Here is a 24823-nt window from a genome sequence, read left to right as displayed (position 1 = left end):
CCCGACGCTGACTGAAGACAGCCCGAAGGTCTGCACGAAAGGCCGCTGTCGACAGGGGGCCAGGCGCCTAGCCTGACGCCATCACATCGGGGAGGGGAAGCAATGACTCAGCTTGCGGAGACCGGATTCGACGCGTTACGCGCGGGCCTGGAGGGGTTGGCACTGCGGCCGGGCGAGGACGGGTACGACGAGGCGCGGCGTCTCTGGAACGCCGACCACGACCGGCATCCGGCGGTGATTGTGCGGCCACGGTCGGCCGCGGATGTGCAGGCCGCGGTCCGGTACGCGGTGGCCGAGGGACTGGAGATCGCTGTCCGCGGAGGCGGGCACAGTATGGCCGGGCTGTCGTCGGTGGACGACGGCCTGATGATCGACCTGAGCCTGCTGAACCAGGTGTCGGTGGATCCCGAGGCCCGCCGGGCCCGCGCCGCCGGTGGTGCGCTGCTCCGGGATCTCGACGCCGCGACGCAGGAACACGCTCTCGCCGTACCTGCCGGCATCGTCAGCCACACGGGAGTCGGTGGGCTGGTGCTCGGCGGCGGCATGGGTCTGCTGACCCGGCTGCACGGGCTCAGCATCGACAACCTGGAGTCGGTCCAGATCGTCACAGCGGACGGCAGCCTCCGGCGCGCCGCGGCGGACGAGAACGCTGACCTGTTCTGGGCCGTCCGCGGTGGCGGCGGCAACTTCGGCGTGGTCACCGAGTTCGAGTTCCGGTTGCACCCGGCCGGGCCGATCGTGAACTACGGGATCGCGTTCTGGGACGCGGAGCAGGGCGCCGAACTGTTCCGGGCCGCCCGCGAGGTGGTCCCGGCGCTGCCGCGCGAGGTGAACGTGGTGATCGCCTGCCTGAACGCGCCGCCGGCACCCTTCGTCCCGGAGGAGCACCACTTCAAGGTCGGGTACGCCGCCATCGCGGTCGGATTCGGGTCGCCCGAGCAGCACGCCGACGCGATGCAGCAACTGCGCGGGACGCTCCCGCCACCGCTGTTCGAGTTCGCGACGCCGATGCCGTACGTCGCCGTACAGCAGTCGATCGACGAGCCGAACGACTGGGGGATGTACCACTACGAGAAGGGCGCGTACCTCGAGGCGCTGACCGACGAGGCGATCGACGTGATCACCGAGCAGTTCCCGCAGAAGACGTCGCCGCTGTCGGTCACGATGTTCTACCACCTCGACCACGGCTACCTGGAGACCGCGGACGACGCGACCGCGTTCAGCGGGCAGCGCACCGAGCGCTACGCGATGTTCGTGATCGCGACGACGCCGGTCCCCGAGGCGCTGGACGCAGAACGCGCGTGGGTGCGGACGTTCTGGGACACGATGCAGCCGTACACGGCCGACATCGGCAGCTACGTGAACGGCATGACCGAGCCCGACGAGGCCCGGATCCGGGCGTCGTACGGCGACAAGTACGAGCGGCTCCTGGAGATCAAGCGGAAGTACGACCCGGACAACGTCTTCCACCGAAACCAGAACATCAAGCCCTAAATGGAAGCAGCGCCGTCCACGACCAGGACCTGGCCGTTGAGGTTCGTGTTTTCCAGGAGGAGCATGCGGACGACCGGAAGGACGTCCTCCGGCTCGGTCAGGTGACCGGTCGGCGTGCGGCGGACGATCTGGTCGAGCTGGGTCTGGCCGAGGACCGCTGACATCTCCGAGGCGAAGAACCCCGGCGCGACCGCGTTGGCGAGGATGCGGCCACCGAGTTCACGAGCGAGTGAACGGGTGGCCGCGTCCATGCCGCCCTTGGTGGCCGAGTACGCGACCAGGCCGGGGTAGCCGCGTTGCGCGCAGATCGAGGTGATGTTCACGATCCGGCCCTTGAGGCCCTTCGCGAGCATCCGGCGCAGGACGAAGCGGGTGAGGATCAGCGGCGACGTCAGGTTCGTCCGGATGATCTCGGCCAGGTGGTCCGCGGACGTGTGGACGTGCAGCGAGTCCTGCCCGATCGCCGCATTGTTGACCAAGGCATCGATCGGACCGAGCGTGCTCTCGACCGCCTTGACGAACGCCTGCCCGGCCGCGCTGTCGTTGATGTCGACCGAGCCGTAGTGCAGGTGGTCCGGGTACTTCTCGCCGAGCGCGCTCAGCTCCGGCGTGACCGTACGGGCGAACGCGGCGACCTTGAGACCGGCCGCGAGCAGGTCGGCGACGATCGCCAGACCGAGACCGCGGGAACCGCCCGACACCAGCACGACAGAGGCCGGCGGGACGGCACTGGGGGCTTCAGACATCGCTCTTCAGGGTTTCCTTCTGCGGGATCTGGTCGAGGAACTTGATCCGCCGCGGTACGCCGTAGTCCGGCAACCGGGTCGAACACCACTGGACCAGGTCGGCGTCCGTGATCGGGCCGAGCGCCCGGTTCGGGACCACCTCGGCCGCGACCATCCGGCCGACCAACGGCGCCTTGCGGGCGAAGACCCGCGCCCAGGACACGCCCGGGTGGCCCATCAGCACGTTGCGGATCACGCCGGCCGAGACCTTGGACCCGCCGACGTTGATCTCGTCGGTGTCCAGGCGGCCGGTGATCAGCACCCGGTCCCCGTCGTACTCGATCCGGTCGCCGGTGTGGACCGCGCCGATCTGGCCGGCGCCGTGGTGCGGCGAGCGGATGACGAGCTCGTCGCCGTCGACACTCAGGACCGGGCGTTCCGGGTGCGGGTCGCGGTCCAGCCAGGTCCTCGGGAACCCGGCCTGGCCATCGTGCACCACGATCGAGGCGCCGACTTCCGAGGAGGCGTAGATCCAGGAGATCCGCGTCGTCGGGAAGATCTCCCGGAGCTGGTCGAGGATCGCCTGGTCCACAGGCTCGCCGCCGAGCGTGATCTGCTCCAGCGGTACGCCGGCGAGCGCGTCGGCATCGCGGTAGATCGCCTGCCGCCAGAACGTCGGCGTACCGGAGGCGGCCGTGACGCCGTGCTCGGTGGCGATCTTCGGCCATTCCTCGAGTTCGCTCGGCTCGATCACGACCAGGCCCTGATCGGCCTGGGTCAGTGAGAGCGTGACGACCTGCCACCAGGCGTAGGTCCCGGGCGAGTACGGCAGCAGCCAGGTGCGCGGCGGCTGGTCGGCGGTGACGGTAGTCAGCGACTCCAGGGTGTGGCCGATGCGCTTCGGGCGGCCGGTGGAGCCGGAAGTGAGCAGCCAGGCCCGACCGGACTCCTCGACCCGCTTCAGTCGCGGGACAGTGATTGCCCCATCGGGCAGGACAATCGCGAATCCTGACTCGCCCAGTTCCTCCCGCATGCGCTCGTCGACGCGGGACTCGGTCGCGACCAGCAGCTCGGTCCCGTGCACCGCATGGTGGCGCAGGGCGGCGAGCGCGTCGGCGCCGTTGTCGACCAGCACGGCCGCGGGCGACGGCAGTTGCGGCAGTTTGCGCAGCGTCCGCCAGGTCAGGCGCTGGCCGGCGACGACGACGGTGTTGTCGTCGCCGATCAGCGCGGTGGTGCGGCGCCGCCCAGGCATCGGGGCCGTCACGCTGACTGGAGTTGCTCGATGAAGTCCAGTACGTCGCCGACCGTCGCGATCCGGCGCAGCCCAGGGGCATCGAAGTTCAGCTCGTCGCCGAGTTCGTCCTCCACACGGAGGGCCAGCTCGGAGAAGTCCAGCGATCGGAACCCGATCTCGCGCAGGTCCGCCGTGTCCTCGGCCGGCAATGCCCGGCCCTGGGCCGTCATCACCTCACCCATCAACTCCCTGACCCGACTCCGATCCACCGAACTCATAAGTCCGAAGCCTAGCGTCCCTCGGCGGGGCGGTGTCGGGGTCCGGTCCGGTCCCGCGACGACGTACCCGCGCTTTCAGGCGTTTGATTCGGCTGCTGATCTCCCAGCCGATCAAGGCGATCACGGGGCCCGCGGCGGCGAGTGCCGCCAGCAGGACCTCCTCCACCGGCAGGCCGGCGATGTGCTGCACGACCATCGAACCTCCCGAACACTGCGGGGGCTGGGAGATTACAGAGTGTAAAGGCGAACTTCCCGCCGGTAAACGCCTCACCGGCCACGAACCGATCTCTTCGGACTCATACACTTTGCCGATGATCAGACCGGGGAAGCGGCGGGCGGCCGGGCGCGGCAAGCGAACCGCGGCCTGGGTGAGCTTGCCGGTGCTGCCGTTGGCCTGGTTCGTGGCGTTGCAGGAGCATCCGCCGTGGATGCCGGCCGCGTACCTCGCCTACCTGCTGATCGTGATCGTCGTACCGGGCACGATGTTCTGGCGGCGGTTGACCGGCGGCGTCGGCTGGTTGTCGGCGGACGTGATCCTGGGTACGGCGTTCGGGCTGGCCGTCGAGGCGTTGCTCTACCCGCTCGGGATGCTGTTCAAGATGCCGTTCGCGGCGTTGCTGATGCCGGCGCTGGCGCTCGGGATGTGGCGGGCGCTGCCGCGTCGCAAACTGCCGGAGCGGCCGACGCCGTGGTGGTCGCTGGCCGGGATGATGGTCGCGGTCGGCGTCGCTGCCGCCTGGTTCGTCCGGGTCGGCTCGCAACTCGTCCCGCTGGACGGATCCGACGCACTGCGGCCGAACTCCGACGCACCGCACAATCTCGCGCTGGCCGGTGAGGTCACGCACCACTTCCCGCCGAAGATCCCGTACGCCGACGGCGGGTGGCTGACCAGCCACTGGGCGGCGTACGACCACATCGCGTCCACGCACTGGATCACCAGCGTGCCGCTCGACGTACTGACGCATCGGATGGCGCCGTTCGCCTGGATCCTGCTGACCGTGCTGGGTGCGGCCGCGGTCGGGATGCTGCTGACCGGTCGTGCGGTCGCCGCTCCGATCGCTGCCGGCCTCGTGGTGGCCGGCGGCGACCTGGTGGCTTGGCCGTGGGCCGTGTCGGATCGGGTGTTCGCGGACGGGCCGTTCTCGCTCGGCGGGCTGACGAATCCGCCGCAGGCGTTCTCGACAGTGCTGTTGCTGCCGTTGATCGCGGTGACGACGGTGCTGTTGCGACGGCGTCCGGGGACGACCCGGGCTGAGTTGTTTCGGCTGTTTGTCGCTGCGGGGGTGCTGGTTGCCGCGTTGGCGTTGACGAAGGCGACGACGCTGCCTGTGTACGCGACAGGGCTCGCGGTTGCTTGGATTTATCTGACGGTTCGCAGGGGCCGGCTGAACCTGCGTGCGCTGGTGCTCGGCGTCGGCGTTGCGGCGGCCTATGCGTTGACGTTCTTCTTCGTACTGCAGGGCGCGGCGTCGAGTGTGCGGTTCGATCCGGGCGCGACGTTCGAGAGTCTCGCGGACCGGATGGGCGGTGGATCCGCGGTCGCGGTGATCGCGGCCGTGGTCGTCGTCGGGTGGGTCATGCCGGTGGTCGGCGCGTTGCTGATCAGGCGGCGGGTGGCTCGGGATCCGATGGTGGTGTTCCTGGTGTTCGGGTTCGCGGCGGCGGTGCTGGGCGCGTCGTTGCTCGCCGATCGTGGGGAGACCCAACTGTTCTTCGTGCGGACCGGGTTCGTGTTCGGCGTGCTGCTCGCGACCTGGGGGCTGGGTTCGCTCGAGGGCCGCCAGTACTGGGTCGCCGGGATCGCGCTCGCGATCGGGGTCGCCGCGATCTATTGGGGCCGGTACCGGTCGCCGAGGTCGTGTACGACGGTCAACTGCTTCGGGCAGGGCCTCACGGTCGCGCTCGTGATCGCCGTGCTCGGGATCGGCGTACTCGGGCTGATCCTGCGCGGCTCCCGACGTACCTGGGCTGTCATCGCAGTGGCGGTGCTGGTCGGTACGACGGTGTCGCCTACGGTGGCGTCCGTACGACGGTTCGCGAACCCGCCACTGACGTCGTACGAGTCGATCGCGCCGGGCGGGATCGAGGCGGCGCGCTTCATCCGGCGCAACTCGGGCTCGAACGACCGGATCGCCACGAACATCCACTGCCACCAGCCGCGGGCGTCGCACTGCCAGACGGGTTCGTACTGGATCTCCGGGTACGCCGAACGCCGCGTGCTCGTGGAGGGCTGGGCCTACCGGGCGCGCGTCGACGACACCTACCCCGCCGGCGTGCAGGGACCGTACTGGGACCAGGAGGAGCTGCGGCTGAACGACGAGGTGTTCAGCAACCCGAGCCGCCAGCTGATCGAGACGCTGCGGACGACGTACGGCGTCCAATGGCTGCTGCTCGACGAGCGCGTCAGCGCCCCGCCGAAGAACCTGGACAAGCTGACCGAACTCCGCTTCCAGGTAGGAACCGTCCGCGTCTACCAGATCTACCCGCCGCCTCCGGAGAACCCGTTCCCCACCAGAACGCCGTCCCCCACAGGCAGCCCAACCCCAGGCTTCCCGTCGAGCACGCCTAGCTTCCCGACCGGCACGCAGTTCCCCAGCCAGTCGACCCAACCCGTCCCGACCGGCCCACCAACCAGCACCACGCCGGCCTTCCCCACCACCCCGACGTTCCCCACGAGCCCCGTCCCGACGCAGATCACCACCACGCCGGGACTCAAGAGCCCGTAGCGGCTCAGCGGATGGTGACCGCGGGGATCGGGATGCTCTGGTTGGCGAGGCGGTCCAGGGCGGTCACGGAGTAGATGTACGCCGTACCGGGTGTGGCCGTGGTGTCCGTGTAGGACTGGGCGGCGCCGGTCGAGCGGACCGTGGCGACCAGGTTGCGGGCGTCGTTGTCGGGGCAGTGGTCTCCGCCGCGGAGCTCCCGGCGGTAGATCGCGTACGACGTGGTGTCCTTCGACGTCCTGGACCACTTGACCTGTACGCCGTCATTCGTGCGCGACGCGTGGACGGCGTGCACCGGGAGAGGCGCTCGCGAGTCGAGAGCCGGCATCGCGGGGATCAGCGCCGGCCGCGTGTACCAGGTGTTGTTGAGCAGCGTGGTCGCACCGAGCCGGTCCGCGCGGACGTCCTTCGCGGAGAAGAAGATGTTGCCCTTCACCTCGGGGATCGTGCTGTCGAACGCCAGGTGGTCACTCAGCTCGGCCGGGTCGGACCAGTCCGGCGACTGCGTCGACGTACCGACCTTGTACGTCGCCTCGCCGATGTAGAGGTGGACGTGCGTACCGCGGACCTGCTCCGCCCACCACGGCACGATCTTGTTGTAGTCCGCCGGCGCGAACCCACCGGCCCAGTACACCTGCGGGACGATGTAGTCGATCCACTCCTCGCGGACCCACTTGCGGGTGTCGGCGGCGAGGTCGTCGTACGTCTGGACGCCCGCGGTGGTGTCGGTGCCCTCCGGGTCGGTCGCCTTGTTCCGCCAGACGGCGAACGGCGAGATGCCGAACTTCACCCACGGCTTGGCCGCGTGGATCTTCCCGCTGAGCTCCTGGATCAGCAGGTCGATGTTGTTCCGCCGCCAGTCCTGCAGGTTCGAGAAGCCGCCGCCGTACTGCGCGTACGTCGCGGCGTCGTCGAAGACCTGACCGGCCACCGGGTACGGGTAGAAGTAGTCGTCGAAGTGCACGCCGTCGATGTCGTAGTTCTTGACCGCGTCCATGATCGCGTCCTCGACGAGCTTGCGGGCCGCCGGGATGCCGGGGTTGTAGTAGAGCTTCCCGCCGTACGTGACGACCCAGTCCGGGTGCTGCCGCGCCGGGTGCGTCGGGATGAGCGCGTTGATGTCGGTGCCCATCGAGAGCCGGTACGGGTTGAACCACGCGTGCAGCTCGAGGTTGCGCTTGTGCGCCTCGGCGACCGCGAACGCCAGCGGGTCGTAACCGGGGTTGCCGCCCTGCGTTCCGGTCAGGTACTGCGACCAGGGCTCGACCTTGGACGGCCAGAAGGCGTCCGCGGTCGGGCGGACCTGGAGCACGACCGCGTTGTGGTGCTGCCGGACGGCGTCGTCGAGCCAGCCGATCAGCTCGGTCTGCTGCTGCGCGGCGCTCAGCCCGGTCTTCGACGGCCAGTCGATGTTCACCACCGACGCGACCCAACTCGCCCGGAACTGCCGGAGCGGGGTGGACGCGCTCGGCGCACAGTTCTGTTGATCGGCGGCTGACGCCGTACCGGTCAATCCGCTCAGCAACAGCCCCGCTGTCACGCCCAGAACGCCCATGGCTCGCCAGACTCTCATGTCACTCTCCGACCGTAGTTCAAGGTGAAGTCGAAAGATGTTTACACACCAAGCCACTTGAAGAACAGCGCTCGGCTGGATGGCGCTAGGTTAAGAGCATGCTGCGCGCCGCTACCGAACATGATGTCGACACGATCCGGCGGCTGCGGAATCAGCAGGCCAACCGCGACGTGAGCATCACCTCGCACGAGATCACCGCCGACGAGCACGCGGCCTGGTGGGCGAAGACCTCGGCCGACCCCTCCCGGCGGGTGCTGATCTACGAGCGGGACGGCGTCGCCGGAGTGGTGAACTTCTTCGACCTCGAGGGGACGACCGGCGCGTGGGGGTTCTTCCTCGACGCGGACGGGCTCGCGGAGCGCGGCGAGACGCTACCGGCGTGGATCGAGATCATGCGCGAGGCCACGGCGTACGCGTTCGACGAACTCGGCCTCGAGGTGCTCACCGGAGAGGTGCTCGAACACAACACCGTGGTCCGGCAGATGAACCGGCGGTTCCGGTTCGCCGAGGGCGAGCCGGAGACGCTGTACGCCGGCGGACGCGAGATCACCGTGATTCCGATCAGCCTGCGCAAGCAGGACCGTAGAACCCAGGGGAAAGTATGAGCACCATCGAGATCGGCGGCGTGCCGGTCGGGCCCGATCACCAGCCGTTCGTCATCGCGGAGATGTCCGGGAACCACAACGGCGACCTGGCGCGGGCGCTGGACATCGTCCGCGCGGTCGCCGAGTCCGGCGCGCAGGCGCTGAAGCTGCAGACGTACACCGCGGCCACGATGACGCTCGACCTCGACCTGCCGGCCTTCCGGCTGCCGGCGGAGCACGAACTGTGGAGCGAGGCGCGGCTCTACGACCTGTACGAGGAGGCGCACACGCCGTGGGCGTGGCACGAGCCGATCTTCGAGCTCGCGAAGTCTCTCGGCCTGGTCGCGTTCTCGTCCGCGTTCGACAGCACCGCGATCGACTTCCTGGAGAAGCTCGACGTCCCGGCGTACAAGGTCGCGTCGAACGAGATCGGCGACCTGCCGCTCGTCCGCGGCATGGCGGAGACCGGGAAGCCGATCATCATCTCCACCGGGTCTGCGACGCTCACCGACATCGACGCCGCGGTCCGCGCCGCGCGGTCGACGGGCAACGAGCAGATCATCGTGCTGTCCTGTACGGCGAGTTACCCCGCACCGCCCGAGCAGTCCAATCTCCGCGGTATCCCGGTCCTTCGCGACGCTCTCGGCGTACAGGTCGGCCTCTCCGATCACACGATGGGAATCGGCGCCGCCGTGGCCGCCGTCGCGCTCGGTGCGACGGTGATCGAGAAGCATGTGACGCTGAAGCGCGTCGACGGCGGCGTCGACTCGGCGTTCTCGCTGGAGCCGTGGGAGCTGGAGCTGCTCGTCGAGAGCACGCGGATCGCGCAGCTGTCACTCGGCGAGCCGGTCATCGGCCCGAAGCAGGCAGAACAGAACGTCCTCCGCTTCCGCCGCTCTCTGTTCGTCACCCAGGACGTCCGCGCGGGCGACCTCATCACCTTCGAGAACGTCCGCTCGATCCGCCCGGCCGGCGGCCTCGCGCCCGACCTGTTCACGCAGGTCGAGGGCCGCCCGTTCCGCACCGACGCCAAGGCCGGCACTCCCCTGACCTGGGACCTGCTCTGATGTACCTGCTGTTCCCCGGACGGCATCACGTCCTGACCCGCTTCCAGGGCGAGTTTCTGCGGCAGTTCGCGGACCGGACTGTGGTGTGGGCGGTGACGTCGGCGAATCATCGGACGACGAAGCGGAACCCGGTGGCGTTCGACCGGCGGGAGGCGGCGATCGAGCGGTTCAGCGTGGCCGAAGGGATCCGGTCGCTGGTGGTGGGAGTGGTTGATACTCCACCGACGGACGAGTTCGCCGAGGTGACAGTAAAGGCAATCGAGGCCGGGACAGACGATCTCGTGCGGTTGACGCCGGAGAACACGGTGGTGGCGTGCTCGACGCCTGAGGTGAGCAAGCTGTACGAGAAGCTCGGGTACTCCGTGATCGGCGTCGAGCCCGAAGGTACGGCGCGACCGTGGGACGTGCTGCTGATGATTGCTGCAGGCAACGAGCAGTGGAAGCAGCTCGCGCATCCGGCGACCGTCGACGTGTTCGAGCGCTACGCCCTCGACGCACACGTCGCGCGCTGCGTGAACGACCCCGTGGTCGGCGATGACGGCGGGCTCACCACGACCCGCGACTACAAGACGTACGCCGACGCGTTCGAGACCGCCGCCGACCGGAAGTGGCAACAAATCAAGGCGTTTGTCCGCCCTGGACGGATTCTCGACATCGGTTGCGCGACCGGCGCGACCCTGCAACTCATCGATGCAGATTCACGCTTTCACGAGTCCGATCTGATCGGTGTGGAGGTCGCCCGGCACCTGTTCGCCGAGTGCGAGCACAAGAAGGAACAGGGCCTGTTCAGCAACCCGAACGTCTACTTCTACCAGCGCAACATGCTCGGCTCCGCGGTGTTCCCACCGCGGTCGATCGACACCACGCTGACACTCGCACTCACCCACGAGATCTGGTCGTACGCCGACGGTTCGCGGCCCGATACGGTCCAGCGGTTCGCGGACGCGCTCTACGCGCACACGACCCCGAACGGTGTCTGGATCAACTCCGACGTCTGCGGCCCCGACGAGCCGGATCGTCCCGTCGTACTGCGGCTCGACGACAGCGACGGCGAGAACCCGGACGACATCACGGAGCTCGAGTCCCTCGACGACCCCGCGTCGTACGTCGGAAAACTCTCCACGCGTGCACGGTTCTTCCAGTTCGCCCACGACTTCCGGCGGAACGCGAAGGTGCCGTTCGGGTACGACGTCCGCGCCGACGGGCTGGTGCTGCGGCTCGCCGACGCGATGGACTTCCTGACCCGGAAGGACTACGTCGACAACTGGCTGAGCGAGACCCACGAACAGTTCTGCGGCCTGAACTTCGCCGGCTGGACCACCGTCGCCGAACGCGCCGGCTTCACCATCGACCCGTCCTCAACCGCCTGGCGCAACGACTGGGTCATCAACAACCGCATCACCCCCGTCGCCTCCATCACCACCCCCAACGGCACCCCCGTCGACTGGCCCATCACCCACCAACTCCTGATCGCCCGCCGCTAACCCCTCAACCCACCCACCCCAAGCCCCCGCCCCAAGCCCCCTCAACCACCACCCCAAGCCCCCACCCTCGAGCGCGCCCCCATTTGCTGGGTAAGCCAGCGAAATGCGGGGTTCCACACCCTGATAACCGGTACCAAACCCCCAATTTGCCTAGCTCACCCACGAATTTGCCTGGTCCACCCAGCAAATGCGACCGGCCTGCGGCGGAGTGGGACGAGGGGTGGTGGAGATGTGCAGCTCGACAGGAGGTGTGGCGCCGGGCGGGTGGTGTCCACGCTCAGCCGACCGGATGTTTGGTCCCAGTGGGCGTATACGTACTGTCGAGCTGCAGGTCGGCTAGGTGGCTTCGAGGTGGAGGGTGCCGGCTAGGGGGCGGATGGTGAGGGTGCGGCGGGATCGTTTCACGGTCAGGGGGAGGCGGCTGGAGAGGAAGGGTTCGCATTGGACCGCGTGGGATGTGCCGTCCGGGGCGGTTGCGAACAGGATCCACTCCGCCGCTTCTAAGTCCGCCATGTCCACTACCGCGGCCCAGCCGTCGTCCGAGACGGTACGTCGGCACGCGACGTCCACGTGGTCGTCGGAATCCGGCAGGTACCGTCGCCAGCTGAAGTCGACGTCGCCCCAGTCCGGACCGCGCACCACCAACATGTTGCCCGCAGCAACCGCGGCGGTGGCGGTCATCCGGATCGGCGATTCGTGCAGGTTCACGTACCCGCCGGTCGACCGGGTCAGCATCACCACACGCCCGCTCTCGGCGTGTGAGACCAGTCGATCGCCTGCCGTCCACAGCAGCACCTGCTCCTGACCCTCCGGCCCACGGACCCGGAACGCACGCGTCGTCCGCTGGCTGAACGGATCGTCCGGATTGATCTCCGCGAGGATCGGCCCGATCGGCAACCAGGCGGTGAAGTCCCGGCCGTGCACCTCGAGCGGCAACTGTTCCTCACCACCCGACAGCGGACGGCTCACGAACAACGCCGGCTCGTCGAACGTCGACCGCCCGTGCAGCACCAGCGCATCGGGGGTCTGCTCGACCGACGTCAACCGGCACGGGTCCGACAACCGTCGTACGGCGAATGCTCCGTCCTTGCCCGGACCGGGCTGGATCCAGTTCGTCCCGTCGATCCACGACCCCGGCGGCCACCCCGGGCTACCGGCCTTCTGACCGCGCAACAGGTCCCGCCGCCGGATCCCACCGACTCGCAGCCGTACGTCGAAGTGCGACGGGCCTGCCGTGCACTTGGCGAGCAGTTCCTTGCTGACCCGAACCTCGAACCCCACCAGGCTTTCCTCGCCGCGGAGGTCGGTCGCCGGAGAGCGCCGTACCGGAAGCCGGTAGTTCTTGCCCGCGATCACCAGGTCGATGCGGAGGTTCGACGGCTTCGACTGCAGGTGCCGGATCTCGGCGGTGCCGCGGATCGACAGGTCGCCGTCGATCCAGGTCACCTCGCGCACGCTGGTCGCCATCGTCAGGTCGGTCTTGGTGAGCTCGAGGTTCTCCAGGACCGCGTCGGGGTCGAGCGCGACCTTGTGCAGCAGTTCGAGATCACCCGCGCGCAGGGCCGCGAACTGGAGCTGGGCGAGGCGAGGCGAGTTCGCCAGCACGGCCTCGTCCAGACGGTCGAGGAGCTCGGTGGAGAGCTCGACCAGGTGCTGCTCCTCCTCCGGCGGGACCGTGCCGAAGGCCGAGAGGATCGCGTGCAGGTCGATCTGCCGGAAGTGCGCATGCACCCGGTGCCGGATCGTCGGCAGCGCGTCCTCGATCTCATCCAGCACCAGACCGGCCGACACGACCCGGTCGCGGATGTTCGCGAGCTGGAACTTCTGCTGGGTGATCGAGTCGCCCGACTCGCGCTCGCGCCAGAAGTACACCGGCGCCGCGAGGGTGTCGACGGTGACCGCGTCGAGGTGCGCCTTCAGCGTGACGGGATAGTCCTCGTACCGGATCGCCGGGAACCGGTACGCGTACTCGTCCCAGAACGACCGCCGGTACACCTTGTTCCACACCATCCGGTCCAGCACGAGCTGCGGCGTCTCGGAGATGTGCGTGGCACGCCGATTTTCCGTGAACGCCTGTCCATGCAACCACGACGGCCGTACGCCGTAACTGTTGTTGAACCGTCGCGCGTTGCCGCCGGCGAAATCCGAACCGGTCTGGTCGAGCGACCGGACCAGCATCCCGAACCCGTGCCGGGTCACCAGGTCGTCGCTGTCGACGAACGTGACGTACTCCCCCGTCGCGTGCTCGACGCCGGTGTTGCGCGCCGGTCCGAGGCCGGCGTTCTGCTGCTCCACGATCCGGAACCGCGAGTCGCGGAGGCAGAACTCCTTCGCGATCACGGCACTGTCGTCCGGCGAACCGTCGTCGACCAGGATCGCCTCGAAGTCGCCGAAGGTCTGCCGCGCGATCGAGTCCAGGCAGTCCCCGATGTAGGCCCCCACGTTGTAGAACGGCACGACCACGCTCAGGCGCGGCTTCGTCATCGCTTCCTGATCCGGCGGGCGAGCTTGCGGGCGACGACCTTCGGCTTGCGGACCTGGGCGGCGTGGAAGATCACACGTGAGACGGCGTACGTGCGGGATCCGCGGATCCGCTCGTGGGCCGTGGTCAGTCGCTGGAGTTGGCCGCGGAGCTCGCGGATGCGGTTCTCGCGGGTCTTCATCGCCTTGTTGCGGAAGCCGAGGGTGCGTTCGAGGCCGTAGACGTGGCCCTTCAGCTCGAACAGCTCCTGCTTGGCCTCTTCAGCTTCTGCGAGAGCCGTGCGTACGTCGACGTTGCTGGTGCTCGTCTCCAGTACGACGTCCAGTGCGGTAGCGAGTTCTTTGCCTCGGGCAACTTGCTCGGTGGTGGCCGGGAGGGTGTCGGGGCTCAAGGCCTGGGTCTGCTCGGGGGGCTCGACGCCGGACATTCCGAGCCAGGTGGAGACGAGGTCGTCGCCGAGCATCCACGGCGGCCACGGGTGGCGCCGGTGCTGTCCGAGCAGGCGGTCGTGGAATCGCGCCCAGGCGGCGGCGAGTAGGTCCTCTTTCTCTACAGACTCCTCGGCCACCCAGCCCGAGACGCCGTACGCGAAGGAGTCTCCGTCGTAGATCACGTCGTCCCAGCGGACGATTACACGAGAGGTTGTCACCCACTCGCCCAGGTCGGCGGCCAGCTTGCGGAAGGCGGGCACATCCTCGGCGGAGGCCAGGCGGAACAGCACACTCTCAACCGACACACCCGAGGGGATGGTGCTGGGGACAACTGAGGGGTCGAACGTGAGAGTGGGGGTGGGGCTGGGGTCGCCGGTGATGGTTGTGTCCCAGCCGGTGAGGGTTTGGGTGGCTGTGAGGACTGTGTCGGCGGTCTGGGTGTAGAGGTCGTGCGAGGGCTGTGCTCCTACGATTGCCAGCCAGCCGGTGGGGATTGCTGCTAGTAGGCCGGCTCGGGCTGCGGTGTCTGTGCCCTCGGCGGCGGGTGAGAGGAGGGGTGCGTCGGCGGACTCGAGCGCGGTCGCGGCCAGGCGGGTGGGGAGTTCGCCGGGGCGGGCGGTTGCGGCGACGTCGGCCCGGACGAAGGTGCGGGAGCCGAAGTCGGCGTACACCTCGGAGGCCCACGGGAGCGCGGACTTGAGCTGGTCGACCGACACCGGACGGGTCGGGTCGTCGTGGAGCGGGCGCCACTCGTCGTCGCCGTGGCGTTCGTCGGCGGGGCGGCTGTCCAGCAGGTTCAGCAGCGAGAACTCGTTTTCCAGCCCCAGTACGACGACCGCGTCCGGCGCAGCCAACGCGGCGAGCGCGGCCAGACGCGCGGTCCACGACAGGTCGGTGCTGTCGTACCCGAGCACACGATCAAGCCCGTCGGACGCGATGATCACGTCGTACGGCTCGGTCTGCAGACCGTCCAGCGCACCGGCGATCACCTGCAGGCACGGCCCGAAGTCCTCGCCCAACTGCTGCGCGTCCGCGACCGAGCGGACCAGGATCGTCACGTCCGCGGAGTGCGCGAGCACCGACTCGATCAGCTGCGGCGCATGCGGCCCGAGGATCAGCGTCCGCCGGTTGGCGGGTACGACGTCGGTCAGCAGCGCGGCGAGCGCCGGCCGCGGCGTCGTGTGATCGGTCCACGGCTGCATCTCGCCGCGGACGACCTGAACCCCAGAAGCCAGCTCAGACACGCTCTCTCCAATCGAACAGCGACCGCAGTTCCGCGGGCGGCATCATCCAGGGATTGCCGAGTTCCAGGTCGGTGGTCGCCCGGGCCGCCTCGAGATCGACGGTCTTTCCGAGCATTTCCGGCCAGAGTCGCTCGATCCGGCTCTGGCCGCCGAACAACGGGTTCTCGCCGTCCATCTCCATCGGGTCGCCGTACACCGCCGGCTCGCAGCCGGCCGCGACGCCGTAGAAGATCGCGGTCGACAGCCGGTTGGCCGCGACCCGCTTGTGCTTGCGCAGCTCGGCCAGCTGCTTGAACAGGAACCGCCGATCGGTCCCCTCGTACGAGAACCCGCGCCGTCCGAACGACACCACCCGGAAGCCCGCGTCCTCGTAGAACCCGCGCACCTCGGGCCGGTCGTATTCCGTGTAGTACAGGGAGAACGTGACCGGGCCGGGCTCGGTCTCGCGGATCTCGTCGATCAGCCGCTGGTGGTCGCCGTGGATCTTGCCGCCCTCCCACCCGTGGAAGAGGAACCACAGCGTGCCCTCGCGCTCGACCGGTTCTTCTTTTTCGGGCTCGAGCTCCATCAGGTACAGGAACGGCGCACCGATGCTGTGGTAGTTCCGCCGGCCGAGCGAGTGACCCCGGCGCTTCGGCGCATCGCTCCAGGTGAACCGCCAGGCGCCGTCGTAGAACTCGTGCACCGGGTTCCAGCCGCAGCCGATGTTCCAGCCGTGCTGTAGGTATCCCCGCAGCCGCGGCGGGTGGTCGAAGTCGAACCCGGCGTACCGCGACAGGATGTGCGTCTGACCGTAGTAGTGATTGTGGTGATGCATCAGCGCACCTCGACGTGCAGAGTGCCGGCATGGGGTCGAACAGCGAGCGCGTGCGACCCGTGAGTAATTGCCAATGGCAACCGGCTGCACAGGAACGGCTCGCACTGTACGGCGTGGGCCGCACCGTCAGGAGGGGTGGCGAACAGGATCCAGTCGGCCAACGCGGCCAGCGGATCGACCGAGACCTGCACAGCGGTCACCGGGATCAAAGCGTCCACGTCGACCGCCGCGGACCAGCCTTCGGCGGTGAGCGTACGACGGCATGTGACGTCGAGATGCTCGTCGGAGTTGGCCTTGTACCGCCGCCAGCTGAACGTGACGTCGCGACCCTCCGAGCCACTCACCGTCAACTGGTTGCCATCGACAACCGCCGCCACAGCGGTCGTCCGGATCGGCGACTCGTGCAGGTTCACGTACCCACCGGTTGAACGGGTCAGCGTGACCACCCGGTCGTCCACGACCCGCGAGACCGCCGAGTCGCCCGCGGTCCACAACAGGACACGCTGCTGGCGCTCGGGCCCGCGCATCCGGAACACCCGAGTCGTCCGCTGGCCGAAGGGGTCGTCGTGGTTCGCGGCCGCGAGGATGTCCTGGATCGGCACCCGGGCGGTGAAGTCACGCCCGTCGATCTCCAACGGAACCTCTTCCTCGCCGCCGACGACCGGCCGGCTCAGGTACAGCTCCGGCTCGTCGAACGACGCCCGCCCGTGCAGCACGAGCTCGTCGGCCGTCTGCTCGACCGCGGTCAACCGGCACGGGTCCGTCAGCCGTCGCAGCGAGAACCATCCGTACTTCCCCGGCCCGGGCTGGATCCAGTTCAGCTCGTCGATCCACGCACCGGGCGGCCAGCCGGGACTCCCGGGGCCCTGACCGCCGAGCATGCCCTTCCGCTCCCGCCGGCCCGACCGCATCCGCACCTCGAAATGCGCCGGCGCGCCCGTGCACTCACCGAGTAGCTCCTGGTCCAGCAGCACCTCGAACCCGACGAGCGTCTTGTCTCCGTGCAGGTCCAACGCGTCGTACCGACGTACTTCCAACGGGTACGTCGTCTTGCCGACGGCCAGTGCGACCTCGAGCGTCGACGTACGCAACGTCTCCAGGTGGCGGATCTCCGCGGTTCCCTTGACCGACAGTTTGCCGTCAACCCAACCCACCTCGCGCACGCTCGTCGCGAGGGTCAGGTCCTGGTCGCGGAGCTTGTAGAGCGCCTGAGGTACGGCGGACTCGCCCAGCCCCGGGTAGTTGTAGTCGAGCTGCCGAGACCGACGCGGCCGCGGTACGGCGCGCGCTCCGCCGCGGAGGCCGCCCGAGTTCCGGAAGACGGCGAGCCGCCGAAGCAGCTCCACGTCGCCGGACCGGAGTGCGGCGTGCTGGATCCGGTCGTACCGGTGAGTGGCGGCCAGGACGTCCGGGTCGAGCCGGTCGAGCAGCTCGCGGGACAGGTCCAGCAGAGCCTGCTCGTCGTCGGTCGGGACGGTGCCGAACGCGGACACCAGGGTCAGTACGTCGATCTGCGCGAGATGCGCGTGCACCCGCCGACGGACCACCGGTACGGCGTCCTCTACGAGGTCGACGACCATCCCGGCGGAGGTCACGCGATCCCGGATGTTGCCGAGCTGGAACTTCTGCTGCGTGATCGACTCGCCGGACTCACGCTCGCGCCAGTAGTAGACGGCCTGCGTGATCGTGTCCACGGTCACCGCGTCCAGGTGCGCCTTGAGCGCGACCGGGTAGTCCTCGTACCGGATCGGGGGGAACGTGTACCCGTACTCGGTCCAGAACGAGCGGCGGTAGACCTTGTTCCAGAGCATCCGGTCCAGGACCAGATCGGGGAACTCGGTGACGTGCGTGGCATGCCGGACCCGCGCGAACGGCTGCTTGTGCAGCCACGACGGACGTACGCCGAAGCTGTTGTTGAACCGCCGCGCGTTACCGCCGGCGATGTCCGAGCCGGTGCGGTCCAGCGTCCGGACCAGGGCGGCGAACCCGTAGGTCGACACCAGGTCGTCGCCGTCGACGAACGCCAGGTACTCGCCGGTCGCCTCACTGATCCCCGCGTCCCGGGCCGGACCAGGCCCGGCGTTGTCCTGCTGGATCAACCGGAACCGCGAGTCCCGGGCACAGAACTCCTTCGCGACGACAGCGCTGTCATCGGGCGAACCGTCGTCGACGAGGATCGCCTCGAAGTCGGTCCAGGCCTGCCGGGCGATCGATTCCAGGCAGTCGCCGAGGTACTCGCCGACGCCGTAGAAGGGCACCACCACGCTCAACCGCGGCGTCACTCCGGTGAGCCCTCCTCCGCGGTCGCTACGAATATCTACGTAGCGGCAACGAGGTGGAGGGTCAGGAGGTTATGCACAGGCTCGAACCCGTAACGGGACCAGACCCGCTGGATACCGGTCTGATGGGCTTGGGCGGTGACGACCAGGCGTCGCGTCGTACAGACGTCCTCGATCGCGGCCAGCAGGTGACCGTACCGGCCGCGACCCTGCTCGGCCGGTACGACGCCGGCCAGCTGGATCTCGGTCCACGACCGCTGCTCGTCGACGGCCGCCAGCGCGAGCACCCGCCGGTCCGGACCCCGCAGTACGACGGCGCCCGCCGCGCCGATCCGTCGCCGGGCCCACTCCTGGCGGCCGGCCAGCGCGAGTGCCCGGTCGAACATCGGGTTGGAGCAGTAGTGGTTGCCGGAGTCGCCGAAGACGTCCGCGACCAGGTCGTCCACCATCTCGTCGTCGACCTCGGGCTCGAACTGCGCGGTGAAGCCCGCCAGCGGCGCGGGGCGCCGGCCCTTGCCGACCGGCAGCGCCCAGCCGGTGACGGCATCGGCCAGCAATGCCTGACGCGGACCGTCGGCCAGCGCGGCGAACCAGGTGGTCTCGCGCGCCGGGTAGCGCAGCACGATCACCTCTGCGGTCGACTTCTCGACGGCGGCCAGCACCTCTGCGAGGGGCGTACCGGCGGAGGCGGACACCGACATCCGGTCGATGGAGACCCCGAACCGCTTCGCTGCGTCGACGGACGGCCGGACTGCCAACTCACCGGCTTCGAGGGCGTCGTACCAACTCATAGGGCGCAGAGCTTAAAGCATCAGAGTGACCGGACGTGTGGCGAGCCCTACTCTCCGGGACCTCACAAGGAGTGACACGTTGCATTCGTGGCGCGACTGATTTCACATTAGTGTTACGACATGCGCGCGAAAGCGAGGCGGCGGGGGCCGCGGACTGCGGGGCCTTCCCTTTCCGGTCTGGTCGCCGGGCTCGCGGTCGTGGTGCTGGCGATCGTGCTGCTCGCGCTGCAGGCGACGGTCTTCGAGGTCGTCCGGTTCGTGCTCTTCACGGGCGTCGCGGTGGCGCTGCCCGGGTTCGCGCTCTGGCGCCTGATCGGCGGGTACCGGCGCAATCTCGTGGAGGACCTCGCGGCCGGGTTCGCGGTCGGCACGGCGGGGCAGGTTCTGGTCTACCTGGCCAGCGCGTCGATCGGGCTGCAGGCCTGGTCATGGGTGTGGGCGCCCGTCGTCTTGGTGATCACCTTCGTGGACGGCGACGCGCGGGCTCGGGTCTGGCGGCGGGTCGAGCGGCCGTTGCGTCCGCTGCAGGCCTGGCTGCTCGCGGCGTCGACAGCGGTCGTGCTGCTGATCGTGTACCGGCGCGGGCCGGGCCAGTTCCTGCCGGCTTACACCGACCCGTTGCGCGCGTATCCCGACCTCGCCTTTCAGCAGGCGCTCGCCGCCAGCGCGAAGTACGACGTACCGATCTCGACGTTGTGGCTCGGTGGCGAGCCGATGAAGTACCACACGTTCTTCCACCAGGCGACGGCCGCGACGCAGTGGGGGACGCGGATCGACCTGACCGATCTGATCCATTCGCTGAGCTGGTTGCCGCTGTTCCTCGCCGGGTGCGGGCTGGTGTTCGCACTCACCAGCCGGCTGGTCCCGACCGCCGAGTCCGGTGCCACGTGGGCCGGGCCGCTGGCAGTCTTCGTCGCTGGTCTTGGTGGGGCTGTGCAGCCACTGGCCGGCGTCGGGTTAGGCGGGATCTCGACCGCGGTCGCGGCGTACCTGAGTCCGACGCAGAACCTCGGGGTCCTGATCGCGCTGGCGCTTTGCGTCGTGGCGGTGGACCTGCTCCGGGCCGATGGCAGGCCGCGGGGGCGCTGGGTGTTGCTGGTCCTGCTCGCGCTGATCGCGGCCGGGGCCAAGTCGACGATCCTGCCGTTGGTGGGTGTCGGGTTCGCGTTCGCGTTCCTGCAGTTGGGGCTGGCGCGGCGGAGTACGCACCCCGCGTTCCTCGGCGGGTTGGTGTCGCTGACGGTGTTCGTGGCCGCGTTGATCGCGATCTTCGGCGGGAGTACGTGGGGAACGGAGATCAAGCCGTTCGAGACGTTCGTCCAATTGGCGCCGTACCCGATGCTGGCGTCGAACCCGCATGCACAACTGTTGTCGGGGGCAACGACTCTGCTCAGCTGGGCGCTGGCCGCGTCGGGGTTGTTCTTCCTCGGCCGGAGGTGGCGGGACTCCGGTGCGGTGTTCCTCGCCGGGGTCGCTGTCGCGGGTTTGCTGGGGACGTTGCTGACGACCCAGTCGGGAGTCAGTCAGCTGTACTTCCTGCGGACGGCCTTCCCGGTGATCGCCGTACTCGCGGCTGTCGGGCTGGCCAATCTGGTCGGGCGGCTCGGAGACCGGCGGGCGGTGGTGCTCGTCGGCGCGGCCGGGCTGCTCGGGCTGGCGGCACTCGCCGTTGCGCGTTCGCAGTCTGCCGACCTCCGCGGCGTCAAGGGGCCGTGGGTCTGGACAGCCGCGGGTGTGGCGGCTGTCGCGCTGCTGGTGGCCGTCGTCTGGAAGCTGGCGCGGCGACCAGGCAACTTCTTCGTCGCCTTACTCGGCGGCGCGGTGGCGGCGTGCATGATCGGCGCGACCCTGGTGCCGTTGCAGGGCTTCGTGTCGGACAAGGCGTCGAACCTGGTCTTCGCCCGCCCGTTCCGCGGCGGCGCGACGGCGGCCGAGGCCGGCGCGGCACAGTGGCTCCGGCGGAACAGCGCGCCGGGCGACCTGATCGCGACGAACGCACACTGCATCATCGAACGCGACGGCCTCTGCGACAGCCGGCACTTCTGGCTCGCCGCACTGTCCGAGCGTCCGGTCCTGATCGAGGGCTGGTCGTACTCGAACCAGGCGAACCGGATCGCCCTCACCACCAACAGCAACCCGAGCCTCATCCCGTACTGGAACAGCGAGGAACTCGCCGCCAACGACATCGCGTTCAAGGCGCCAACACCGGCGACGATCGAGCGCCTGCGGCAGGCCGGAGTGCGCTGGCTGTACGCCGACAATCGGGCCGGGTACGTGTCACCGGCGCTCCGCAACTACGTCCGCCTGCGGCACGCCACGCTCGACGCGACGATCTACGAACTCAGATGAGCTGCAGCAGGGCGTCGGCGACTCGCTCACGCCCGCGGCCGTCGACGAGTTCCCACCCGGCGCTCGCCAGCCGCCCACGCTCGGCCGAGTCGGTGAGCAATCGCTTGAGGATCGGGACCGCCGACGCCGGGTCCGCCTGCAGTGCGCTCAGCAGACCGAGCCCGGCCGCCGCGCCGGTGTCGATAGCGCGCTCATAGCCCATCTCCTGGTTGTCGACCACGCACACGAGTCCCGCGGTCGCCCCGAGGCACAGCAGCTCCCAGGTCGACGTACCGGATGCACTGATGGTCAGATCGGCGTCGCGCACGCGGGCCGCGAGCTGATCCGTCGGTCCGATGACGTCGAGGTGCTGGTGCGGTTGCAGTTCGACGGCGGCGATCTTCGCGGCGAGGTCCGGCCCGGGCGCGACCACGGTGGCCTCGAACGGCAGACCGGTCGCCGCCAGCGCGCGGGCGACGTACGGACCGGCGCCGAAGGCATCCGTGCCGCCGAAGAACGCGAAGACCGTCGGTACGGCGCTTTGCGGGTCGACGGGCGGCGCGGCGGGACGGTGGTCGAGGATCTCGTCGCGGATCATCACGTACGGCAGACCGGCGAGCCGGATCGAGTCCCGCGGCAGCCGCGGGTGGTCGAGCTCGGCCGCGAGGTTCTGGTCCACCAGCACGTCCGCCTCGGCGCCGCGGAAGTCACCGTCGACGATCGCCAGCGTGGGCAGGCCAGCCGCCCGCACGGCTGAGTAGACGGACGCGTCCAGGTCGTAAGAGTCGAACACCAGCGCATGGAGCCCCAGCCGGTCGACGAGCTCGACGTGCTCGGCCGGGCTCCAGACGGCGGGCTGTACGGCGATCCCGCGGGCCGCGATCTGCTCCGCGGCCCACGGCACGGTGTGCGCGTCGCAGACGAAGACCAGCTCGACGTCGCGGCGACGTACCTCCTCGGCCAGCGCCAAGCAGCGCATCACATGCCCGACGCCCCGGGACGGCCCCACGTCGCATCGCACACCGACCCGTTTCACGGGCCCCAGCGTACGTTTGATCACGTTGCGCTGAGACGGTGGATTGAGGTGGGCGTTCACTGGGCAGCTATTGTTTCGAAGTCCGCACTGCGTGTGTGCAGCTCGGAACTGTCCGTCAGAAGGGTCCCGCTCGCGTGTCAATCCTTACCGGCTCCGACATCCTGGTCACCGGCGGTACCGGGTCGTTCGGCCGGACGTTCGTACGGCACGCGCTGAACCACCTGAACCCGCGACGGATCATCGTCTTTAGCCGCGACGAACTGAAGCAGTGGGAGGTCCGCCAGTCGTTCGGCGACGATCCGCGGCTGCGGTTCTTCCTCGGCGACGTCCGCGACCGTGCCCGGTTGCTGCGGGCGATGCACCGCGTCGACTACGTCGTCCACGCCGCCGCTCTGAAGCAGGTGGACAGCGGTGAGTACAACCCGTGGGAGTTCGTCCAGACCAACGTGATCGGCTCGCAGAACGTCATCGAGGCGTCCATCGACTCCGGCGTGAAGCGGGTCGTGGCGCTGTCCACCGACAAGGCGTCCAGCCCGATCAACCTGTACGGCGCGACCAAGCTGACCGCGGACAAGCTGTTCATCAACGGGAACCACTACGCGGCGGCGTACGACACCCGCTTCAGCGTCGTCCGGTACGGCAACGTGATGGGCAGCCGGGGCTCGATCATCCCGAAGTTCCGCGCGCTGCACGCGGCCGGCCAGTCGCTGCCGATCACCGACCTGCGCTGCACCCGGTTCCTGATCACGCTGCCGCAGGCGGTCGAGTTCGTGGTCGACTCGTTCGACCTGATGACCGGCGGCGAGCTGTACGTGCCGCGGATCCCGTCGATGAAGGTGACCGATCTGGCCGAGGCGATCGCGCCCGGCGCGACCATGCACGACGTCGGTCTGCGCCCCGGCGAGAAGCTGCACGAGGAGATGATCAGCCCGGAGGAAGGCCGCCGCGCGCTGTCCCTCGGCGACCGGTTCGTGCTGCAGCCCGATCTCGCCACCTGGGGCTACCAGCCGCCGACCGGCGGTACGGCGGTGTCCGACGGATTCCACTACGCGTCGGACACCAACGACCAGTGGTACTCGATCGAGGAGATCCGCAAGATCCTCGAGAGCGACACCTGACGTGCTTCCGTACGGGCGCCAGTCGATCTCGGATGAGGACATCGCGGCGGTCACCGACGTACTGCGGGGCGACTGGCTGACCACCGGACCCGCGGTCACCGCCTTCGAGAACGCGATCTCCGAGCTCTCCGGCGGACACCGGGCAGTGAGCTGCACGTCGGGCACCGCGGCACTGCACATCGCGTACGCCGCGCTCGGCGTCGGCCCCGGCGACGAGGTCGTCACCACCCCCATGACCTTCGTAGCGACCGCCTCCTGCGCCGCCATGTTAGGTGCTCGCGTGGTGTTCGCGGACGTGGACTACGACACCGGCCTGATCGACCCGGCAGCCGTTGAAGCTTCTTTGTCGGATCAGTCCAGGGTCATCAGCGCAGTCGACTACGCCGGCCAATCCGCCGACTACCCCGCACTGCAAGCGTTGGCGAATCGGGTCGGCGCACGGACATTGGCCGACGCGGCGCACTCGGTCGGCGGCTCAGCGGACGGCCGCCCGGTAGGCGACCTGGCCGACGTCACCACGATGTCCTTCTTCCCGACCAAGAACCTGACCACCGGCGAGGGCGGCGCGGTCGTCTGCAAGGACCCCGCGATCGCGCAACGGGCCCACGAGTTCCACTTCATCGGTCTGGTCCGCGACCCATCACGCTTCGAGCTCACCGACGAAGGACCGTGGCACCAGGAGGTCCACGAGTACGGCGTGAACTACCGCCTGACCGACCTGGGCGCCGCTCTCGGGCTGTCCCAGCTGCGCCGCCTCGCGGAGTTCAAGCGCCGCCGGGCCGAGATCACCGCCCGCTACAACGCGGCGTTCGCCGACGCCGACGGACTCCGTACGCCGGTGCAGCGCGCCGGCGTCGACCCGATGTGGCACCTGTACCCGATTCGCGTCCTCGACGGCCGACGACGCGAGATCTTCGAGGCGATGCGCGCCGCGGGGATCGGCGTACAGGTGAACTACATCCCGGTGTACTGGCACCCGGTCTTCGCCCACCAGGGCTACACCCGCGGCCTGTGCCCGAATGCGGAGCGTTTCTACGCCGAAGAACTCTCCCTCCCCCTCTTCCCGGACCTCACCGACAGTGAGGTCGACCGGGTGATCGAGACCCTTTTGACCCTGGTTGGTTAACGTGAT

At 68.8% G+C, this 24823-nt stretch carries 18 protein-coding genes; 8 read left to right on the top strand and 10 right to left on the bottom strand.

Annotated features, from left to right (window positions below):
- The first annotated feature begins 102 nt into the window (after nucleotides 1-102).
- Nucleotides 103-1494: an FAD-binding oxidoreductase gene (locus OHB24_RS13960; protein ID WP_327639428.1), complete on the top strand. Its 1392-nt coding sequence runs from the start codon at nucleotides 103-105 to the stop codon at nucleotides 1492-1494.
- Here the strand turns inward: OHB24_RS13960 and OHB24_RS13955 are convergent.
- The 3 genes from OHB24_RS13955 to OHB24_RS13945 are packed head-to-tail and all read right to left on the bottom strand — an operon-like array spanning nucleotide 1491 to nucleotide 3734.
- On the bottom strand, nucleotides 1491-2240 hold the full coding sequence (locus OHB24_RS13955; protein ID WP_327639427.1) for an SDR family NAD(P)-dependent oxidoreductase: 750 nt from the start codon (nucleotides 2238-2240) through the stop codon (nucleotides 1491-1493). The two genes, OHB24_RS13960 and OHB24_RS13955, sit on opposite strands and share 4 nt — an antisense overlap.
- On the bottom strand, nucleotides 2233-3474 hold the full coding sequence (locus OHB24_RS13950) for a class I adenylate-forming enzyme family protein (protein ID WP_327639426.1): 1242 nt from the start codon (nucleotides 3472-3474) through the stop codon (nucleotides 2233-2235). The genes OHB24_RS13955 and OHB24_RS13950 overlap by 8 nt, the downstream gene beginning before the upstream one ends.
- 8 nt (nucleotides 3475-3482) lie before the next feature.
- The gene (locus OHB24_RS13945) at nucleotides 3483-3734 is read right to left on the bottom strand and encodes a phosphopantetheine-binding protein (protein WP_130387009.1); all 252 of its coding nucleotides are present in this window, start codon (nucleotides 3732-3734) and stop codon (nucleotides 3483-3485) included.
- 311 nt (nucleotides 3735-4045) lie between these two features.
- Between OHB24_RS13945 and OHB24_RS13940 the strand changes: the two genes are divergently transcribed.
- Nucleotides 4046-6460 (top strand): hypothetical protein, encoded by a 2415-nt coding sequence (locus OHB24_RS13940; RefSeq protein WP_327639425.1) that lies wholly within the window; start codon nucleotides 4046-4048, stop codon nucleotides 6458-6460.
- 4 nt (nucleotides 6461-6464) lie between these two features.
- Here the strand turns inward: OHB24_RS13940 and OHB24_RS13935 are convergent, their stop codons facing one another.
- Entirely contained in the window at nucleotides 6465-8030 is a 1566-nt protein-coding gene (locus tag OHB24_RS13935; RefSeq protein ID WP_327639424.1) for a glycoside hydrolase family 10 protein, read from the bottom strand.
- 98 nt (nucleotides 8031-8128) lie between these two features.
- Here OHB24_RS13935 and OHB24_RS13930 point away from each other — a divergent pair, with 98 nt between their 5' ends.
- The 3 genes from OHB24_RS13930 to OHB24_RS13920 are packed head-to-tail and all read left to right on the top strand — an operon-like array spanning nucleotide 8129 to nucleotide 11165.
- A complete protein-coding gene (locus OHB24_RS13930; protein WP_327639423.1) occupies nucleotides 8129-8635 on the top strand; it encodes a GNAT family N-acetyltransferase in 507 nt (168 codons plus the stop codon).
- The gene (gene pseI, locus OHB24_RS13925) at nucleotides 8632-9681 is read left to right on the top strand and encodes a pseudaminic acid synthase (protein ID WP_327639422.1); all 1050 of its coding nucleotides are present in this window, start codon (nucleotides 8632-8634) and stop codon (nucleotides 9679-9681) included. Before OHB24_RS13930 ends, pseI begins: the two co-directional genes overlap by 4 nt.
- Nucleotides 9681-11165, top strand: coding sequence for a class I SAM-dependent methyltransferase (locus OHB24_RS13920; protein WP_327639421.1), 1485 nt, complete (start codon nucleotides 9681-9683; stop codon nucleotides 11163-11165). The genes pseI and OHB24_RS13920 overlap by 1 nt, the downstream gene beginning before the upstream one ends.
- 336 nt (nucleotides 11166-11501) lie before the next feature.
- Here OHB24_RS13920 and OHB24_RS13915 read toward each other — a convergent pair whose 3' ends face one another.
- The 5 genes from OHB24_RS13915 to OHB24_RS13895 are packed head-to-tail and all read right to left on the bottom strand — an operon-like array spanning nucleotide 11502 to nucleotide 19209.
- Nucleotides 11502-13649 (bottom strand): glycosyltransferase family 2 protein, encoded by a 2148-nt coding sequence (locus tag OHB24_RS13915; RefSeq protein ID WP_327639420.1) that lies wholly within the window; start codon nucleotides 13647-13649, stop codon nucleotides 11502-11504.
- Entirely contained in the window at nucleotides 13646-15322 is a 1677-nt protein-coding gene (locus OHB24_RS13910) for a hypothetical protein (protein ID WP_327639419.1), read from the bottom strand. Before OHB24_RS13910 ends, OHB24_RS13915 begins: the two co-directional genes overlap by 4 nt.
- Nucleotides 15315-16139: a hypothetical protein gene (locus OHB24_RS13905; protein WP_327639418.1), complete on the bottom strand. Its 825-nt coding sequence runs from the start codon at nucleotides 16137-16139 to the stop codon at nucleotides 15315-15317. The genes OHB24_RS13910 and OHB24_RS13905 overlap by 8 nt, the downstream gene beginning before the upstream one ends.
- Nucleotides 16139-18421 (bottom strand): glycosyltransferase family 2 protein, encoded by a 2283-nt coding sequence (locus OHB24_RS13900; protein WP_327639417.1) that lies wholly within the window; start codon nucleotides 18419-18421, stop codon nucleotides 16139-16141. The genes OHB24_RS13905 and OHB24_RS13900 overlap by 1 nt, the downstream gene beginning before the upstream one ends.
- A 35-nt stretch (nucleotides 18422-18456) precedes the next feature.
- Nucleotides 18457-19209, bottom strand: a complete 753-nt coding sequence (locus OHB24_RS13895) for an N-acetyltransferase (protein ID WP_327639416.1) — start codon at nucleotides 19207-19209, stop codon at nucleotides 18457-18459.
- A gap of 120 nt (nucleotides 19210-19329) precedes the next feature.
- On the opposite strand from OHB24_RS13895, the gene OHB24_RS13890 reads away from it, so the two are divergent.
- Nucleotides 19330-21558 (top strand): hypothetical protein, encoded by a 2229-nt coding sequence (locus OHB24_RS13890; protein ID WP_327639415.1) that lies wholly within the window; start codon nucleotides 19330-19332, stop codon nucleotides 21556-21558.
- Here the strand turns inward: OHB24_RS13890 and OHB24_RS13885 are convergent.
- Nucleotides 21551-22573 carry a PseG/SpsG family protein gene (locus tag OHB24_RS13885; RefSeq protein WP_327639414.1) on the bottom strand — a complete coding sequence of 341 codons (1023 nt, stop codon included), beginning with the start codon at nucleotides 22571-22573 and terminating at the stop codon, nucleotides 21551-21553. The genes OHB24_RS13890 and OHB24_RS13885 overlap by 8 nt on opposite strands.
- Nucleotides 22574-22707: 134 nt before the next feature.
- Here OHB24_RS13885 and pseB point away from each other — a divergent pair, with 134 nt between their 5' ends.
- Both pseB and pseC read left to right on the top strand, forming a co-directional pair.
- On the top strand, nucleotides 22708-23691 hold the full coding sequence (gene pseB, locus OHB24_RS13880; RefSeq protein WP_327639413.1) for a UDP-N-acetylglucosamine 4,6-dehydratase (inverting): 984 nt from the start codon (nucleotides 22708-22710) through the stop codon (nucleotides 23689-23691).
- 1 nt (nucleotide 23692) lies between these two features.
- Entirely contained in the window at nucleotides 23693-24817 is a 1125-nt protein-coding gene (pseC, locus tag OHB24_RS13875) for a UDP-4-amino-4,6-dideoxy-N-acetyl-beta-L-altrosamine transaminase (RefSeq protein ID WP_327639412.1), read from the top strand.
- The last annotated feature ends 6 nt before the right edge of the window (nucleotides 24818-24823 follow it).

It is taken from the genome of Kribbella sp. NBC_00482 (genome assembly GCF_036013725.1).
In the GTDB taxonomy this organism is placed as follows: domain Bacteria; phylum Actinomycetota; class Actinomycetes; order Propionibacteriales; family Kribbellaceae; genus Kribbella.
Note: the sequence above shows the minus strand (reverse complement) of the source record. Positions and strands in the feature narration are given on the sequence as shown.